The sequence below is a fragment of the Vogesella sp. LIG4 genome (assembly GCF_900090205.1).
In the GTDB taxonomy this organism is placed as follows: Bacteria; Pseudomonadota; Gammaproteobacteria; order Burkholderiales; family Chromobacteriaceae; genus Vogesella.
The window spans coordinates 3871678-3887755 of the sequence record NZ_LT607802.1; the positions used below are offsets into that span (position 1 = coordinate 3871678).

At 62.8% G+C, this 16078-nt stretch carries 15 protein-coding genes; 6 read left to right on the plus strand and 9 right to left on the minus strand.

What is annotated here, in order from left to right; genetic code table 11:
- The first annotated feature begins 62 nt into the window (after positions 1–62).
- The gene (locus PSELUDRAFT_RS17925) at positions 63–941 is read left to right on the plus strand and encodes a DMT family transporter (protein WP_231895258.1); all 879 of its coding nucleotides are present in this window, start codon (positions 63–65) and stop codon (positions 939–941) included.
- Positions 942–1285: 344 nt separating this feature from the next.
- Here PSELUDRAFT_RS17925 and PSELUDRAFT_RS19540 read toward each other — a convergent pair whose 3' ends face one another.
- The 4 genes from PSELUDRAFT_RS19540 to PSELUDRAFT_RS17940 form a co-directional block, all read right to left on the minus strand.
- On the minus strand, positions 1286–1615 hold the full coding sequence (locus PSELUDRAFT_RS19540; protein WP_157725173.1) for a hypothetical protein: 330 nt from the start codon (positions 1613–1615) through the stop codon (positions 1286–1288).
- Between the two features lie 134 nt (positions 1616–1749).
- The gene (locus PSELUDRAFT_RS17930; RefSeq protein WP_157725174.1) at positions 1750–2079 is read right to left on the minus strand and encodes a hypothetical protein; all 330 of its coding nucleotides are present in this window, start codon (positions 2077–2079) and stop codon (positions 1750–1752) included.
- 154 nt (positions 2080–2233) lie between these two features.
- Positions 2234–3169, minus strand: coding sequence for an alpha/beta hydrolase (locus PSELUDRAFT_RS17935; RefSeq protein WP_231895259.1), 936 nt, complete (start codon positions 3167–3169; stop codon positions 2234–2236).
- Complete coding sequence (locus PSELUDRAFT_RS17940; protein ID WP_088968120.1) at positions 3162–4403, minus strand: MFS transporter; 1242 nt, start codon at positions 4401–4403, stop codon at positions 3162–3164. The genes PSELUDRAFT_RS17935 and PSELUDRAFT_RS17940 overlap by 8 nt, the downstream gene beginning before the upstream one ends.
- A gap of 209 nt (positions 4404–4612) precedes the next feature.
- Between PSELUDRAFT_RS17940 and PSELUDRAFT_RS17945 the strand changes: the two genes are divergently transcribed.
- Positions 4613–5665: an NADP(H)-dependent aldo-keto reductase gene (locus tag PSELUDRAFT_RS17945; protein WP_088968121.1), complete on the plus strand. Its 1053-nt coding sequence runs from the start codon at positions 4613–4615 to the stop codon at positions 5663–5665.
- A gap of 397 nt (positions 5666–6062) precedes the next feature.
- On the opposite strand, the gene PSELUDRAFT_RS17950 is transcribed toward PSELUDRAFT_RS17945, so the two are convergent.
- Both PSELUDRAFT_RS17950 and PSELUDRAFT_RS17955 read right to left on the minus strand, forming a co-directional pair.
- Positions 6063–6848 (minus strand): SDR family oxidoreductase, encoded by a 786-nt coding sequence (locus tag PSELUDRAFT_RS17950; RefSeq protein WP_088968122.1) that lies wholly within the window; start codon positions 6846–6848, stop codon positions 6063–6065.
- Positions 6849–7217: 369 nt separating this feature from the next.
- A complete protein-coding gene (locus PSELUDRAFT_RS17955; RefSeq protein ID WP_197693909.1) occupies positions 7218–8006 on the minus strand; it encodes a hypothetical protein in 789 nt (262 codons plus the stop codon).
- 198 nt (positions 8007–8204) lie between these two features.
- Here PSELUDRAFT_RS17955 and PSELUDRAFT_RS17960 point away from each other — a divergent pair, with 198 nt between their 5' ends.
- The 4 genes from PSELUDRAFT_RS17960 to PSELUDRAFT_RS17975 all read left to right on the plus strand — a co-directional run bounded on the left by PSELUDRAFT_RS17960 (position 8205) and on the right by PSELUDRAFT_RS17975 (position 11916).
- Positions 8205–8549: a cupin domain-containing protein gene (locus PSELUDRAFT_RS17960; RefSeq protein WP_008954152.1), complete on the plus strand. Its 345-nt coding sequence runs from the start codon at positions 8205–8207 to the stop codon at positions 8547–8549.
- Between the two features lie 471 nt (positions 8550–9020).
- Positions 9021–10232 (plus strand): aromatic ring-hydroxylating dioxygenase subunit alpha, encoded by a 1212-nt coding sequence (locus PSELUDRAFT_RS17965; RefSeq protein WP_088968123.1) that lies wholly within the window; start codon positions 9021–9023, stop codon positions 10230–10232.
- A gap of 30 nt (positions 10233–10262) precedes the next feature.
- Entirely contained in the window at positions 10263–11372 is a 1110-nt protein-coding gene (locus tag PSELUDRAFT_RS17970) for a hybrid-cluster NAD(P)-dependent oxidoreductase (protein WP_088968124.1), read from the plus strand.
- A gap of 304 nt (positions 11373–11676) precedes the next feature.
- Positions 11677–11916 carry a cyclic nucleotide-binding protein gene (locus PSELUDRAFT_RS17975; protein ID WP_088968125.1) on the plus strand — a complete coding sequence of 80 codons (240 nt, stop codon included), beginning with the start codon at positions 11677–11679 and terminating at the stop codon, positions 11914–11916.
- Positions 11917–12048: 132 nt separating this feature from the next.
- Here the strand turns inward: PSELUDRAFT_RS17975 and PSELUDRAFT_RS17980 are convergent, their stop codons facing one another.
- The 3 genes from PSELUDRAFT_RS17980 to PSELUDRAFT_RS17990 are packed head-to-tail and all read right to left on the minus strand — an operon-like array spanning position 12049 to position 16035.
- Positions 12049–12729, minus strand: a complete 681-nt coding sequence (locus tag PSELUDRAFT_RS17980; protein WP_088968126.1) for a sarcosine oxidase subunit gamma — start codon at positions 12727–12729, stop codon at positions 12049–12051.
- A complete protein-coding gene (locus PSELUDRAFT_RS17985; RefSeq protein ID WP_088967369.1) occupies positions 12722–15742 on the minus strand; it encodes a sarcosine oxidase subunit alpha family protein in 3021 nt (1006 codons plus the stop codon). Before PSELUDRAFT_RS17985 ends, PSELUDRAFT_RS17980 begins: the two co-directional genes overlap by 8 nt.
- On the minus strand, positions 15739–16035 hold the full coding sequence (locus PSELUDRAFT_RS17990; RefSeq protein WP_088967368.1) for a sarcosine oxidase subunit delta: 297 nt from the start codon (positions 16033–16035) through the stop codon (positions 15739–15741). The genes PSELUDRAFT_RS17985 and PSELUDRAFT_RS17990 overlap by 4 nt, the downstream gene beginning before the upstream one ends.
- Positions 16036–16078: the final 43 nt, after the last annotated feature.

Sequence of the window (16078 nt, forward strand, 5' to 3'; positions counted from 1 at the left end):
TATGCCACCAAACAGACAGCCTTACACTGGCGGACACAGTTGTTTAGGAGCCGATGATGGCGATGCTGTTACCCCTGCTGGCCGTGCTGATCTGGTCGGCCAACACCGTGGCGTCCAAGGCCGCGGCCGCCGTGTTCGACCCGGCGGCAATCTCGCTGTACCGCTGGCTGCTGGCCGCCATCGTGCTGACACCGATGTTCGCCCGCCCGCTGTGGCGCGCCCGCGCACAGCTGCTGCGCCACCTGCCGCAACTTGCCGTGCTGTCGCTGCTGGGCATGGTGGCCTCGCAATGCCTGGCCTACTACGCCGCCCACCTCACCACGGCCACCAATATGGGCGTGATCACCGCACTGATTCCACTCTCCGGGCTCTTGATCGGCGCGGCGTTCTTTCGCCAGAGCATCAGCTCGCAGGCTGTCGCCGGCGTGGTGCTGTCGCTGGGCGGCGTGGCCTACCTGATGGGCGCCGGCAACCCGCTGTTCCTGCTGCAGCACGGCGCCAACGCCGGCGATGCCATGGTGCTGCTGGGTTCAACCGCCTACGCGCTGTACGGCATTCTGTACCGCCGCTGGGCGCCGCCGCTGGGCCAGTGGCTGAACCTGTACGCCCAGGTGCTGCTGGCGGTACTGATGCTGCTGCCGCTGGCCTCCACTGCCAGCAGCCTGGCGATTCCACTGGCCGGCCTGCCGGTACTGCTGGTGGCCGGCATCGGCTCGTCCATCGTGGCGGCCTACCTGTGGATGCTCAGCATCCAGCGCATCGGCAGCGAGCGCACCGCCATCTTCATGAACCTGCTGCCGCTGTTCACCGCCCTGCTGGCCAGTGCCACGCTGGGGGAAACCATTCACGCCTACCACTGGATAGGCGGCGGCCTGATCCTGGCCGGGGTGAGCCTGAGCCAGCGGCGGCCAGCCAGCCTCCGGGCCGCGCAGGCAGCGTAAACCCGCAAGCAAAAACGGCGTTGAACCTAGCAAGGTTCAACGCCGTTTTTCATATCCGGCTCACAACAAGGCCCCGCTCAGTCGGGGTAGTCCACCTCGGCGGCATCTTCGATCAGCAGCACCACCATCACCAGTAGCAGCAGCATGAGAGCCAGCAGCACGTAGCTCATGTCCGCCTCCTTATGTTCTTGTTGATGCCCCTTTATCGAACCCGGCTGGCCGAACTTGAGGCCGACATGGCCGTTCAGACAGGTCGCCATGGCAGATGGTTGGCCGCATGCACTTCTGGGTGCGTGGCAGTAGCTTAGGTTGAATACAATGAACCCTACTCCCCACGTCAGAACTTACCTTTTAAAAAACATAAAATCCATAAATCCAAAAAATGCCACAAGCACAAAAAACAAAAACAAATACTTTACTGCCCGTTTGAGTTTTACTAAATTTTCAACACAATCATCATCAAGACCATCACTATTCCACTGTATAAAAAATGGCCTTCTATAGATATCAACATCATATTTTCTAGCAGAAAAAATCAGCAAAACATGAAAATAAAACACTCTAACAACTGACACCAACATGCCAATCAATGCCATAGCCGTTAAAAATTTCATCGATGTACCTCCCTGAACTCGTGCAGCCTCTAAGGTTGGGCAGCGTACGATGAAGTCCAATGTTTACCACGACAACCTCTGCCTACGCTCCGGCGGGTGGTCTCAGAGTTAAGAGATCAAGGAGACACACCATAGAGCATTGCTGACACCAGACATTATCGAAAAGCATTAGAACATCCAGCCTTATGGATAAATCAGGTATTTTTCCGAAAAACCAAACTCAATTTCCAAAGCATGAATGGAATAACCAGCAGCTCGGCCGCCAGGTAAGTAAAAATCATAATATGATTGTAGCGTGTTCGATATTCGGCCGCATCCGTCAGGGAGGGATAGCTTTCATTCATGCGAGGGAAAATGACTGCATTGATGATATCTGAAACCAGTGTGGAAAAGTGATCGATACCAAATGCCGACAACAATGCCACACAAAAAAACAGCCACGGATAATTAATTTTTCTCGCGACTACAACGGTAACGATGAGTGAGACCATGAATGGAAGGTAAGCAAACTGCGATAAATCCATGACGAGTCCTGACACAAAGTAAACGATTCTGTTAAGCCTGCAGCTTATACGACAAATAACTAAATCGTCCACCATCCCAGCGTTCACCACAACGTCATCTAGCCTGCCGAATCAAACTCGGGAGCCCTCCCATCCGCTTGATTCGCCCCACAGCCTACCGCTGCAAAAACCCCGCGATGCGCTGGTAGTTGGCCGCACACACTTCCGGCAGCAGAGCCTCCAGCAGCATGAAGGCGTGGATCTGCGCCGCTTCGCAGTGGTAGTCCACCGCCACGCCGGCGGCGGCGAGTTTGCGCGCATACACTTCGCCTTCGTCCAGCAGCGGGTCGAAGCCGGCGGTGATCAGCAGCGTGGGCGGGTGGCTGGCAGTGATCTCGCCATGCAGCGGCGAGGCGGCCACGCGGTCGCCGCCCAAGCGGAAGTAATGCCCGAAGTACCAGCCGATGCGCTCCGCCTCCAGCAAATATCCCTGCCCCAGGCGCTGGATGGAGGGCTGGTTCAGCGTGTAGTCCACGCTGGGGTAGATCAGCAGCAGGCGATCGCAGGCCAGTTCAGGATCATGCTGGCCGCGCTGCGCCAGGGTGGCCGCCAGCGCCGCGCCGCCGGAATCGCCACCCAGGGTGCGCTCGCGCCGGTAGCGCACGCCGGCCGCATCCAGCACCGGCCATAGCTGGCGCAACACCAGCGCCACGTCGTCCAGCGCCGCCGGGTACGGATTTTCCGGCGCCAGCCGGTATTCCACTGCCACCACGATGTGGCCGCTGCTTGCGGCCAACCTGCGGCATACCGGGTCGTAGCTGCTGACGCTGCCGGCCATGTGGCCGCCGCCGTGGCAGTACACCAGCACCGGCCGCGCTTCGTCCGGCGCCGGGTGGTAAATGCGCAGCGGCACCGGGCAGTCGCCGCCTTCCACCATGGCCTCGTTCACCCACGGCAGCGCCGGGCCGGGTGGCAGCATGGCCCCGATCAGCGCTGCCAGCGCCTCGCGTGCGCCTATCGGTGTGTTCACCCAGCCGGCGGCCAGACGCTCGGCCTGTGCCGCGTTTACCCTGGCCAGCCAGGCGGCTACGGCGGGATGCAAATCAGCCATATTGTTCTCCCAGCATGCGGTCGCGCTGCGCCAGCGACGGGAACCAGCGCATCCACAGCACCACCACCAGCAGCGTGCCCACGCCGCCGGCCACCACCGCCGGCACTGTGCCCAGCCAGGCGGCGGTAACGCCGGATTCGAATTCACCCAGCTGGTTGGAAGCGCCGATGAACAGCGAATTCACCGCGTTCACCCGGCCGCGCATCTCGTCCGGCGTTTCCATCTGCACGAAGGTACTGCGGATCACCACGCTGATGATGTCGGAGGCGCCCAGCACCAGCAGCGCCAGCAGCGACAGGCCGAAGTGGCTGGACAGGCCGAAGCCGATGGTGGCGAGGCCGAACATGGCCACGGTGGCGAACATGATGCGGCCAACCTTACGCTCCACCGGGTTGCGCAGCAGCCAGGCCGACATCGCCAGCGCGCCCACCGATGGCGCGGCGCGCAGCAGGCCCAGCCCCCACGGGCCGGTGTGCAGGATGTCGGCAGCAAACACCGGCAGCAGCGCGGTGGCGCCGCCCAGCAGCACGGCAAACAGATCCAGCGAAATGGCGCCGAAGATATCCGGCCGGCTGCGAATGAAACGCACCCCGGCCAGCAGCGAATCCAGCGTTACCCGGCGGCCATCCGCCACATGGCGCGGCACCGGCAGGCCCAGTACCAGCAGCACGCCGGCGCCGAACATCAGCGCATCCAGCCCGTAGGTAAACGGCGCGCCAATGGCGAACAGCAGGCCGCCCAGCGCCGGCGCCACCACGGTGGCCACCTCGTTGGCCGAGGCTGCCGCCGCCACCGCGGACGGCAGCAGCGCCGGCGGCACGATGGTGGGCAGCAACGACTGCATGGTGGGCATGTCGAAGGCGCGGCAGGTGCCGATCAGCACCGAGACCGCAAAGATCAGCCCGCGCGTAACCGGCAGGCCGATGCCGGCGCTGCCCAGCAACAGCAGCAGCGCCGCCGCGGCCTGCAGCGCCATGCTGGCTGCCGCGATGTAGTGCCGCGGGTAGCGATCGGCCACGGTGCCGGTAACCAGCACCAGCAGGATGCGCGGCAGGAACTGCAGCAGGCCCACCAGGCCCAGGTCCAGCGTGCTGCCGGTGAGGCTGTAGACCTGCCAGCCCACCGCCACCCCCATGATCTGGAAGCCGCCGGTCAGCAGCAAGCGCGCCAGCCAGAAGCGCCAGAACGGCTTGCTGTGGCGCAGGGAGGTTGGTGAATCTTGGTACAGGTTCATGGTGTGGCGGGAGGTGGCAGGCGGGGGCAACAGCCTACTCCCGATTGCTGCGCCGCGCCATAGTTGGCCGCAGCACAGACTGTTCCACCGGCGGCCCCTGCTCCCCTGCTGCCGGACAGCTTGCCCGCCGCCGTGTGAGCGCTATCATGCACAGTCTGTACCGCCGCCAACGCTGGCGGCCCCACCTCCCGCCTGCAAGGACGCAATCGATGGAATTCCGACCACTTGGCCGCACCGGCATCAACGTCAGCCTGATCTCGCTGGGCACCATGACCTGGGGCGAACAGAACAGCGAAGCCGACGCCCACAGCCAGCTGGATCTCGCGCTGGAGCGCGGCATCAATCTGATCGACACCGCAGAAATGTACCCGGTGCCGCCCAAGGCCGAAACCCAGGGCCGCACCGAAAGCTATATCGGCAGCTGGCTGGCCAAGGGCGGCCGCCGCGAACGCATCGTGCTGGCCACCAAGGCGGCCGGGCCGAGCAGCGACCCCAAGCGCCCCAGCCACATCCGCGGCGGCCAGGTGCACTTTGACCGCGCCAACCTCACCCAGGCGCTGCACGACAGCCTGCGCCGCCTGCAGACCGACCATGTAGACCTGTACCAGCTGCACTGGCCGGATCGCAGCACCAACTACTTCGGCCAGCTGGGCTACCCGTGGCAGGAGGATGCGCCGGGCAGCGTGGCCATCGAGGAAACCCTGCGCGTGCTGCAGGACTTCGTGGCCGCCGGCAAGGTGCGCGCCATTGGTCTTTCCAATGAAACGCCGTGGGGCGTGGCGCAGTTCCTGGCGCTGGCCGAACGCTACAACCTGCCGCGCGTGGCCAGCATCCAGAACCCGTACAGCCTGCTCAACCGCAGTTTCGAAGTGGGCCTGGCCGAATTCAGCCACCGCGAGCAGCTGGGCCTGCTGGCCTACTCGCCGCTGGCGTTTGGCGTGCTGTCCGGCAAATACCTGGGCGGCGCCCGCCCGGACGGCGCGCGGCTGACGCTGTTCGACCGCTTCACCCGCTACACCAACCCGCAGGCGGAGGCCGCCACCGCGCGCTACGTGGCACTGGCGCGCGAACGCGGCCTGTCGCCGGCGCAGCTGGCACTGGCCTATGTGAACAGCCGGCCCTTCGTCACCAGCAACATCATCGGCGCCACCACGCTGGCACAGCTGGAGGAAAACATCGGCAGCGCCGGTGTAACGCTGGATGCCGCCACCCTGGCGGCCATCGAAGCCATCCACCAGGCCCAGCCCAACCCGGCGCCGTAAGCCGGCACGGCACCGCCGGATAGCGCAAGGTTGGCCGCACGCAGAACGTGCGGCCAACCTTTGGTATATGGCACGTTACCTCGCCGCCATGCGGGGCATTCTGCTGCGGCAAGCCCCGTTCAAGCCGGGGGCTGGTCGGCAATCAGGGCCTGGGCGTGGCCATATGGACTGCCCCTGCTCCTGTAGGCCGCCCTGACCTAGGAAAAATGACAATGGCGGTCTGTAAACAGATCCGGCCATATTTCTTTGAAGAGCTCACCGACCGCTTAGGCCGACGACCTGCCGGAGTCCTCACCTGATCGGCTGCAGGTCGGCCAAAGCAGACGACCGAGCGACCGATGAAAAATGGCCGCCTTCCTATTGAAAGCGGCCACAATAAACTAGAGGCGGTTCATATTCAGATAGAACGTGTCGCGCCGCCATCGACATCGATGAGGGATCCTTGAACGAATGCTGCTTGCTCCGAAACCAGGAAGGTGACAAATGCCCCGATCTCACATGGCCGACCAAAGCGGCGAGTGCCATATTCGGCAAGAAGCTCCGCTGCAGCTGTTTCGCGCGAAATACTCCGCTCCTCAGCTATGTGGGCTAAATTGCTCGCCAAGCGGTCGGTTTCGATCCTACCAGGATTAACTGCGTTAACGCGGACGCCATCGACCATACCAATATCAGCCAGCGCCTTGGTGAAATTGAGCAACGCGGAATTAACAGAGCCCCCAATGGTGAATTCAGCACTGCCGACGCGACCGCCAATACCGACAATGTTGACTATGCAGCCTTGTGCGGCCTTCAAATGCGGCCAGGCCGCTCGCGCCATCCTTACGTAACCGTGAAACTTCAACGCGAAACCTTCCGTCCAATCGGTTTCGGAGAGCGTGAAGAAGTCGCCGCGCTTGGTCGCACCTGCGTTGTTGACCAAGATATCCAGGTGACCGAAGCGGGCCAGCGTTTCCTTTACAACAGCATCCGCGACCGCTGGCTGGCTCAGGTCTCCGCTAATCGCAGCAGTCGCCACGCCGGTCTGCATGGAGATGTTAGTAGCTACATGATTGAGTCGCGCTGGATCTCGCGCAACGAGGCTCACACTGACGCCTTCCTTCGCCAATTCGAGCGCAATCGCAGCGCCTATGCCGCGACTTGCGCCGGTCACCAGCGCTACCTTGCCCGCGAGACCGAGTTTCATGGGGTGTCCTTTTCGAAAAGGCCGTGCGATTGCAGTACAAGGGATTCTAACACTCGTGTAAATCGAGCGTGTCCGGAATGCTGTGTAAACCCGCTGTTCCCCATTCACCTGCCGAAGCAGTTTCTCGGCAGGCTTAAACGTAACGACAAGTTCTCGCTGGATTTCGGGCACGACCAACTGAACGGATACGTTAAGTGTTCTCACCCAATAGTCCAGGCAGGGTGGCTGCCAACTTGTCGATTGCTGCGCGCAAACGGCGGGAATATTGCCTCGATGCTGGCCAGAGCAGATTCAATGGATAACCGATGAAGCCGACAATCAGCGTGAGCACAGCGCAAGGCGGCGAAGCTCACCGCCGGATGCGGATGGTCAGTCAAAATCCAGCACCACCGCCGCATGCTTGTTGCTTACCGCGATGTAATGCCGGGTCTGCAGCGAGAGTTCCTGATTCGACGTCAGCATCCCGAATGCGCTGTGCAACGCCAGCCGGCGATATTGCTCCACCACCCGGCCGCCGGATGCCAGCCGCTCCCGTGCCTGCAGCAGGTCGGCATACTCGTGTTCGGGTAACTGCAGCAGCGCGCCCGAATCGCCCAGCATCTTCTGCACATAGGCCTCGGCGTTCGGGCCATGCGCACAGCAGACGTCGCCCTGCGGCATGCGGCCAACTGGCGAGTAAGCCAGCACGCTCACAATCCGGCTGCGGGCACTGGCTAATGTTTCCCGCAGCAAGACGGCAGAAGACAAAGGCTTGTCTTCCACCAGCAGCCGCGTTATCCCGCGGTCGTTGATCGCTTCCAGTATCTGCTCCGCATCGTCATCGACGATGACTTCCTTATGCGGCGGCCACACATCCAGTTGCGCGTGGCTCCCCTGGCAGTTGCCGACATGGAAAATGAAATAGTCCGGGTAGATTCTGAGCTTGTCCGGCTCATTCCCCAGCTGCAGCCGATGCGCATCGTAAAACCTGGTGGTAGCCGCCATCAGCAGGGAACTCACCCCCATGGCACCACATGGCCGGTTCACCACCACGCCAATACGATCGGACGTTTGAAACCCCGGAAGCACATCGTCCAGGCTGGCCTGCCGGCCTTGCAGCTGAAAATCAAAATCGCGGGCAGAAATTACATTGGTGGCATGCAAGGCAAGCTCCTTCATTTACCGCCGTACCGATGCACAGCATGGCCGGGCGCCAGATTCCGAAAACGACAAGGCAAGGCCGCCAGCGCCATACACCCTTGAGTCAGCGGGGATTTTGCGTCCATTTCATCAACAAATCTGGTCGGAACCAGACAATTTTTGGCATGGAAGAGAACCGATAATGGCCGGACTTTCATCTGATTGTTTGGAGCTGACATGTCCGATTTCATTACCGTGCTGCGTGAAACCTGCCCGACTCCGGTTGTTGATGCCACCAAGTGGAAGCGCATCGGCGGCGACCCGCACACCGTCAACCTCAACGCCTACCTTTCCAAGGACGGCAGCAAGATCATGGGCACCTGGATCTGCACCCCGGGCAAGTTCGAGGTGAATTACGAGAAATGGGAGTACTGCCACTTCCTCGATGGCTACTGCATCATCACCCCGGAAGGCGAGCAGCCGGTGCACCTGAAAGCCGGTGACGTATTCGTGATCGAGCCGGGCATGAAGGGCACCTGGGAAGTGGTCGAGACGGTGCGCAAATACTTCGTCTTCGCCTGAGTTTTCAGCGCGCCATGCTGGGCGCCATCCTGGGCACCCAGCAGGCTCCGCACCAGCCGGAGCCTCACGGGCTTGCCCACTGTCTGTGCCCCCTCTCGCCTGCCTCGCGCTGCATCTCCAGCAGCCAGTAGCTCTCCCGCCGCCACACCCTGCCCTATAAACCCCATATCCGCCTGCAGCCAGCTGAATTGCCTGGCACACCCCCAATTAAATAGCCCGCATCAGCCTCGCCAAAATCCGCATTACCTCGCATTACATAAAGTAATGCCAAAGTGAAAATAAAGCGCATTGACGCTTTTTTCCTCCTCGCCAAATATTTCATTACCAAAAGCGCATTGCCGTTTGCTGCCCGAAACGCTGATTTTCCAGTGAATCAGCTAGTTGGCCGCATCGCATCCGGCATATATCAACAGCGAAATAACAGGCCGCCACGGTATTCATTCAATCAAGGCAATAGAGGAGTCCGCAGCAATGAGCAATGCAGCAAAAACACTCGCTTATCTCCAGCAGCGCAAACCGCGTCACGTGCTGTCACGCGAGCTTTATATCGACCCGGACGTATATCGCGATGACCTGGCGCAGATCTGGCATAAAGAGTGGATATTTGCCGGGCATGGCTTCGAACTGGAAAAGCCGGGCCAGTACATGACGCTGCAGGTGGGCGATTACCCGCTGGTAGTGATGCGCGGTGCCGACGGTGAAGTACGCGCATTTCACAATGTCTGCCCGCATCGCGGCTCCAGGCTGTGCCAGGGCGCCAGCGGCAAATCCGCCAGGCTGGTCTGCCCCTACCACAAGTGGACCTTTGGCCTGGATGGCAAGCTGCTGTTTGCCGGCAATATGAGCCACGACTTCGACCCGCAGCAGCACGGCCTGAAACAAGCCCACTGCGCGGTGGTGGAAAGCTGTATCTACGTCTGCGTGGCCGAAATCGCCCCCGATTTCGACGCCTTCCGCCAGGCGGTCACCCCCTTTGTGGCGCCGCACAATCTCGCCAACTGCAAGGTGGCCTTTGAATCCACCATCGTGGAGAAAGGCAACTGGAAGCTGGTATTCGAGAACAACCGCGAGTGCTACCACTGCGAAGGCTCCCACCCGGAGCTGCTGAACTCCTTCGTGGAAAACCTCTCCGTGGCCGGTGTAGCCGACGGCAGCGACCCGGAGCTGGAAGCGTTCTGGGACCGCTGCGAAAGCGCCGGGCTGCCCAGCCGCATGGTGCTGGCCGACAACGGCCAGTACCGCATCACCCGCATTCCGCTGTCCGCCAAGGCGGTCAGCTACACCATGGACGGCAAACCCGCCGTGGCCGGGCGGCTGGATGGCAGCGATGTGGAGAACATCGGCGCGCTGCTGTACTTCAACTACCCATCCACCTGGAACCACTTCCTGGGCGACCACGCGCTGAGTTTCCGCGTACTGCCGCTTGGCCCCGGCGAAACGCTGGTCACCACCAAGTGGCTGGTACCCAAGGATGCGCAGGAAGGCGTCGACTACCAGCTCGACAACCTCACCCGCGTCTGGATCGCCACCAATGACCAGGACCGCGAGCTGGTGGAAGGCGCCCATGCCGGCGTGAGTTCACCGGCCTACCAGCCCGGGCGTTATTCGGATGTAGCGGAAAACGGCCCCTGCCAGTTTGACGACTGGTATTGCGACACGCTGCAGTCGCGACTCGCTGACTGACGCGCACTCCCCGCTTGAAGGAACCACCCCATGCTTAGCCTCACCAGCTCCGAATACCTGAACCCCGTCAACACCCAGACCTGGGCCAACGGCCGCCACCTGGTGCGCTGCCGCAAGATCATCCAGGAAACGCACGATGTGCGAACCTTCTGCTTCAGCATGCAGGAGCCGGTGCTGTTCTTCTTCAAACCCGGCCAGTTCGTCACCCTGGAGCTGGAGATCGACGGCCAGCAACTCATGCGCTCGTACACCATTTCCAGCGCGCCATCGATTCCCTACAGCTTTTCCATCACGGTCAAGCGGGTGCCGGGCGGCGTGGTGTCCAACTGGCTGCACGACACCATGCAGGAAGGCGACCTGCTGCCCGTGCACGGCCCGGTGGGCCAGTTCAACTGCATCGACTACCCGGCGCAAAAGGTGCTGCTGCTCTCTGGCGGCGTCGGCATCACCCCGGTGATGTCCATCGCCCGCTGGTTCTTCGACACCAATTCGGAAGTGGACATGGTGTTCGCCCATAGCGCGCGCACCCCCAGGGACATCATCTACCGCGCCGAGCTGGACTACATGTCCACCCGCATCGACAACTTCAAACTGCACCTGATCTGCGAAAAAACCGAGATCGGCCAGGCCTGGAGCGGCTATCGCGGCTACCTCACCCAGGCCATGCTGCAACTGATCGCCCCGGATTTCCTTGAACGCGAGGTGTTCTGCTGCGGCCCCACGCCGTATATGCGCGCGGTGCGCCAGCTGCTGCAGACGGCCGGCTTCGATATGTCTCGCTACCACGAGGAATCCTTCGGCGCCACGCCGGAAGCCGACATCGCCCTGGCCGAGGAGCATGCCGCCGCGGCGCAGGAGCAGCCGCCAAAGGCGCAGGGCAGCCATTGCATCAGCTTTGCCAACAGCGGCAAGTCGGTACAGGCCACGGACAGCCTCACCCTGCATGCGGCCGCCAGCAGCGCCGGCATCACCATCCCCAAGGCCTGCGGCATGGGCATCTGCGGCACCTGCCGGGTACGCGTGCTGCACGGGGAAACCGAGATGAATCACAACGGCGGCCTGACCGACGAGGAAATTGCCGAGGGCTATGTACTCAGCTGCTGCACCCGGGCCAGGTCGGACATAAGCGTGGCGTACTGATTTCCGCAGCGCGGCGCCACGGCCAGCCATGCGGCCAACCCTGGCGGCATGCCTGACAGTGGCAGGCCGGCCGCCAATAGCCGGGCCGATGGCGGCCATTCATGCCAGCTTGCACATCACCATGATGTGTCATTTTTTTGGCAGCCATGCATCACCGTGGCCGGGAAACCCGTGGCATTACTTGCGCAAAAAACCCAAGCTCAACAGCATAAGTTGTGCAAAATCAAGATTTTCCGGGTTAAAATTTAAAGCAAAAGCGAAGTGATGTATCTTTCAATTCACCACCCCACCTGATAGCAACACCATGGAATCACACGTAATCGTCGGCCTGCTGGGCACCATTTGCTACATCACCGCATACGCGCTGGTGCAGCTCAGAAAACTGAGCTTCGAGACCAAAAGCTACGCCTACCTGAATATCATTGGCGGCATTTTCAGCCTGTATTCGCTGTCGCATGATTTCAACCTGGCAGCATTCATCACCCAGGCATTCTGGCTGACATTCACCATGATAGGCATGAAGGCAAAACGCCAGGCCGCATAAGGGCCGATGCGGCTTTCATCGCGCGCTGCCGGGGCTTTCCCGGAATCAGTTCAGGCGCAATAACAAAAAACAGAGGGTGGCATCGCCACCCTCTGTTTTTTCAATCACCAGCCATGCTGCCAGCCAGCGGGCTCAGGCAGGCACCCGCTTGCCGGCTGCCGACACCAACTTGGGGTCGAGCAGGCCCAGCAGCGCATTCTTCGATGGCGGAGGCAGCTGTGCCACGGCAAAGTTGTACGGCGCCGCCACCTTGCGCAGCAGCAGCCACAGGTAGTCCGCAAAGCTGCGGCGGATCAGCAGGAACACACCATCGTCCTCCAGCCGCAGCACGGTACCACCCGCCTTGCCCAGCACGGTGCTCACCGCCTGGCCCACCGCCAGCGATTCGAAGTCGTACACCCCCATGTGGCGCAGCACGGTCACGTGTTCGGCACCGGACAGCGACACGCAGGTCAGCCCGCCGCTGTTGTCCACCGCGTGGGCGAACAGGCCGGCGAAGGCTGCGTCGAATGCGGCCAACCTGGCGCCCAGTTCGGCGCGACGGGTCACCAGCAGCAACTCGTCCGGCGACACCCAGACCAGCACGCCGCCTTCGCCGCTGCTGAACCGTTCCGCCGCCGGCACTGCCGCACCGGTGACGCTGCTGACCGCGGCGGCGATGGCGGCATCCGCCAGCTCGCCACGGATGGCGATGTAGCCCAACAGCGGCAGTTCGTTGGCGCGCGCCAGCTGGCTGTTGTCGGCCAGTACGGTTTCCGCCGCCAGGTTGAAGTTCACCAGCGGGGACTGCAGGGAGGGTTGGAAGTTAGGCATGTTGGCGCACCCCTTCTTGATCGACGAATACGGAGGAAACCACTTTGGCCGGGTACATCTTGCCCTGCGCCCACACGTAGACGGTGTCGCCGCTGCGCTGGCTGCCACCCTTGAGCACGGCCATGGCGATGGAGCGGCCAAGGAAGGCGCTGTGGTAGCTGGAGGTGACGTGGCCCTGCATGGCCGCCGGCGGTGTGGCGTCCGGCGTGGACAGGATCTGCGCGCCTTCGGTCAGCACTACTTTCGGGTCTGCGGTGTACAGGCCCACCAGTTGTTTGCGGTCGCTGCGCACGGTGTCGGAGCGGCTCAGCGAGCGTTTGCCAAGGAAGCTGAACGGCTTTTTCATGCCCACGGCCCAGCCCATGGCCAAGTCGATCGGGGTCATCGAGCCGTCGGTATCCTGGCCGACGATGATGAAGCCCTTCTCGGCACGCAGTACGTGCATGGTCTCGGTGCCGTACGGGGTGATGTCGAACTCGGCGCCGGCAGCCATCACCTGTTCCCAGATGTAGTGGCCGTAGCAGGCGTCGACGTTGATCTCGTAGGCCAGTTCGCCGGAGAAGGAGATGCGGAACACTTTGGCCGGTACGCCGGCAACGGTGCCTTCGCGCCAGTCCATGAACTTGAAGTTCTCGGCGGACAGGTCGATGTCGCTGCACAGTTTCTGCAGCACGGCGCGGCTCTTCGGCCCCACGACCGCGGTGGTGCTCCAGTGGTCAGTGGTGGAGGTGAAGCGTACTTTCAGCTCCGGCCATTCGGTCTGGTGCCAGCGTTCCAGCCAGTTCAGCACGCGGGCGGCGCCGCCGGTGGTGGTGGTCATGTGGAAGTGGTCGTCCGCCAGGCAGGCGGTCACGCCGTCGTCCATCACCATGCCGTTCTCGTCCAGCATCAGGCCGTAGCGGCACTTGCCCGGGTCCAGCTTGCTCCAGGCGTTGGAGTAGATGCGGTTGAGGAATTCGCGCGCGTCCGGGCCTTTCACGTCGATCTTGCCGAGGGTGGAGGCATCCATCACGCCCACGCTGTTACGGGTGGCCAGGCATTCGCGGTCCACGGCCTGGTGCAAGGTTTCCTTGCCCTTGGGGAAGTACCACGGGCGCATCCACTGGCCGACGGTCTCGAACAGGGCGCCACGCTTGAGGTGCGAGGCCTGCATGGCGGTGTAGCGGCGCGGTTCGAAGGTGTCGGCCTTGTGGCTGCCGGCCAGTGCACCGAAGGTCACCGGGGTGTAGGCCGGGCGGTAGGTGGTGGTGCCCACCGCGGAGATCGGTTTGCCCAGTGCTTCGGCGGCGATGGCGAAGCCGTTGACGTTGGACAGTTTGCCCTGGTCGGTACCGAAGCCCAGCGCGGTGTAGCGCTTGACGTGTTCGATGGAGCGGTAGTTCTCGCGCACCGCCAGGTGGATGTCGGCGGCGGAGACGTCGTTCTGGAAGTCGATGAAGGCTTTGGCGCCATGGCCTTCCGCCAGGCCGTCCGGCACGCGGAACAGGCGGCGGGTGGCGGCCACTTCGTGCTCGCCGCCCTGCGGGCAGTCGCCGTGGGTGCTGCGGCCGAAGCCGGCCAGCATGGCGCTGGTGGCGGCGTGGGTCTGTGCCAGTGCGCCGGCCAGTTCCCAGCGGCCGGTGATGGCGCCGGCACAGCTGATGCCCTGGCGGCCTTCGTCCGGTACCACGAAGGACAGGCTTTCTTCCTTCCAGTACGGGCGGCCGGTGTTGTGGCAGAACAGGTGTACGGTGGAGGTGAGGCCGCCGGAGGACAGGATGCTGTCGGCCGACAGGCGCGGGCCTTTGCCGCGCACGGTGTTGGTGAACGGGTCCAGCTGTACCAGCTGTGCGCCGCTGACGGCGGTCCTGCCGTGCACTTCGGCAATGCCGTAGCCCAGCAGCAGTTCGACGCCGGCCTGCTTGGCCTGCTGCAGGCGCCAGTCGGCGGCACCGCGCAGGCGGGTGTCCACCAGGGTGACGCGGCTGCCGGCGCTGGCCAGGTCGCGGGCGGTGTCGTAGGCGGCATCGTTGTGCGTCATCAGCAGCACGTTGCGGCCAACGGCAACGCCGTAGCGGTTGAGGTAGGTCTGGCCGGCGGCGGCGGTCATCACCCCCGGGCGGTCGTTGTTGCCGAAGACCAGCGGGCGTTCGATGGCGCCGGCGGCCAGCACCACGTGGTGGGCGCGGATCTTGTGCAGGCGCTGACGCGGCTGGCTGCGGTCGCGGCTGCCCGGTGCCAGGTGGTCCTGGCGCAGTTCCAGCGCCTGTACCAGGTTCTGTTCGTGCAGCGCGAAGGCGGTGGTGCGGGTCAGTACGCTGACGTTGCCCAGGCTGTCCAGCTCGGCCAGGCGCTCGCCCACCCACTGCATCGCCGGCTTGCCGTCGATCTGGGCGCTGGCGTCGGACAGCATCCAGCCGCCGGCTTCGTTCTGTTCGTCCACCAGCAGGGTCTTGAGGCCGGCGCGGCCGGCCAGGGTGGCGGCCCACAGGCCGCAGGCGCCACCGCCCACTACCAGCACGTCTACGTGGTGGTGCAGGTGGTCGTAGAATTCCGGGTCGGCTTCCACCGGCGCGCGGCCATAGCCGGCGGCCTTGCGGATCATCTTCTCGTACAGCGGCCAGGCGGCTTTCACCGGGCCCATGAAGGTCTTGTAGTAGAAGCCCGGCGGCATGAAGCGGCTGAAGGTGCCGGCCAGACCCTTGAGGTCGAAGTTCAGCGACGGGAAGCCGGTGGTGGTGGTGGCGGACAGGCCGTCATACAGCTCCACCTGGGTGGCTTTCAGGTCCGGCACGGTCAGCGCGCCGGTTTCCAGCTGGATCAGCGCGTTCGGCTCTTCCGAGCCGTGGCCGATGATGCCGCGCGGGCGGCCGTACTTGAAGCTGCGGCCGATCAGCTTGACGCCATTGGCGATCAGCGCCGAGGCCAGGGTATCGCCGGCAAAGCCCTGCATGCGCTTGCCGTCGAAAGTGAACTGCAGCGGCGCCTGGCTGTTGATGCGCTGGCTGCTGCGGTGGACACGGTAGGCGCTCATGCTTCGCTCTCCTTCAGGTAATGCGCTTTGCCTTCTGCCAGCGTCCAGCTGCCGGCAATCTGGTAACTGGCGGTGTGACGCTTGACGACGAACACCTTGCGGCAGCCGGCGGTGTGCTGCCATTGCTCCCAGAACCAGCCGCGGGTGTTCTTGCGCATGAACAGGTAATCGCCCCATTCGGCGTCGCTGGCATCTTCCGGGCTGGCCGGGCGGGCAATATAGGCCTCGCCGGCATAGCTGAATTCTTCTTCCTCGCGGGTGGCCCCGCAGTGCGGACAGTGAAGCTGGAACATCGAACTCTCCTCCTCAAGCTTGTTCACAAACCCCAGCGTAGCG

Excerpts from the sequence above, each read along its gene's own strand:
- PSELUDRAFT_RS17950 (WP_088968122.1), bottom strand. The coding sequence starts at position 6,848 with ATGAAACTCGGTCTCGCGGGCAAGGTAGCGCTGGTGACCGGCGCAAGT.
- PSELUDRAFT_RS17980 (WP_088968126.1), bottom strand. The coding sequence starts at position 12,729 with ATGCCTAACTTCCAACCCTCCCTGCAGTCCCCGCTGGTGAACTTCAAC.
- PSELUDRAFT_RS17970 (WP_088968124.1), top strand. The coding sequence starts at position 10,263 with ATGCTTAGCCTCACCAGCTCCGAATACCTGAACCCCGTCAACACCCAG.
- PSELUDRAFT_RS17985 (WP_088967369.1), bottom strand. The coding sequence starts at position 15,742 with ATGAGCGCCTACCGTGTCCACCGCAGCAGCCAGCGCATCAACAGCCAG.
- PSELUDRAFT_RS17955 (WP_197693909.1), bottom strand. The coding sequence starts at position 8,006 with ATGAAGGAGCTTGCCTTGCATGCCACCAATGTAATTTCTGCCCGCGAT.
- PSELUDRAFT_RS17945 (WP_088968121.1), top strand. The coding sequence starts at position 4,613 with ATGGAATTCCGACCACTTGGCCGCACCGGCATCAACGTCAGCCTGATC.
- PSELUDRAFT_RS17975 (WP_088968125.1), top strand. The coding sequence starts at position 11,677 with ATGGAATCACACGTAATCGTCGGCCTGCTGGGCACCATTTGCTACATC.
- PSELUDRAFT_RS17990 (WP_088967368.1), bottom strand. The coding sequence starts at position 16,035 with ATGTTCCAGCTTCACTGTCCGCACTGCGGGGCCACCCGCGAGGAAGAA.
- PSELUDRAFT_RS17935 (WP_231895259.1), bottom strand. The coding sequence starts at position 3,169 with ATGGCTGATTTGCATCCCGCCGTAGCCGCCTGGCTGGCCAGGGTAAAC.
- PSELUDRAFT_RS17960 (WP_008954152.1), top strand. The coding sequence starts at position 8,205 with ATGTCCGATTTCATTACCGTGCTGCGTGAAACCTGCCCGACTCCGGTT.
- PSELUDRAFT_RS17930 (WP_157725174.1), bottom strand. The coding sequence starts at position 2,079 with ATGGATTTATCGCAGTTTGCTTACCTTCCATTCATGGTCTCACTCATC.
- PSELUDRAFT_RS17940 (WP_088968120.1), bottom strand. The coding sequence starts at position 4,403 with ATGAACCTGTACCAAGATTCACCAACCTCCCTGCGCCACAGCAAGCCG.
- PSELUDRAFT_RS17965 (WP_088968123.1), top strand. The coding sequence starts at position 9,021 with ATGAGCAATGCAGCAAAAACACTCGCTTATCTCCAGCAGCGCAAACCG.
- PSELUDRAFT_RS17925 (WP_231895258.1), top strand. The coding sequence starts at position 63 with ATGCTGTTACCCCTGCTGGCCGTGCTGATCTGGTCGGCCAACACCGTG.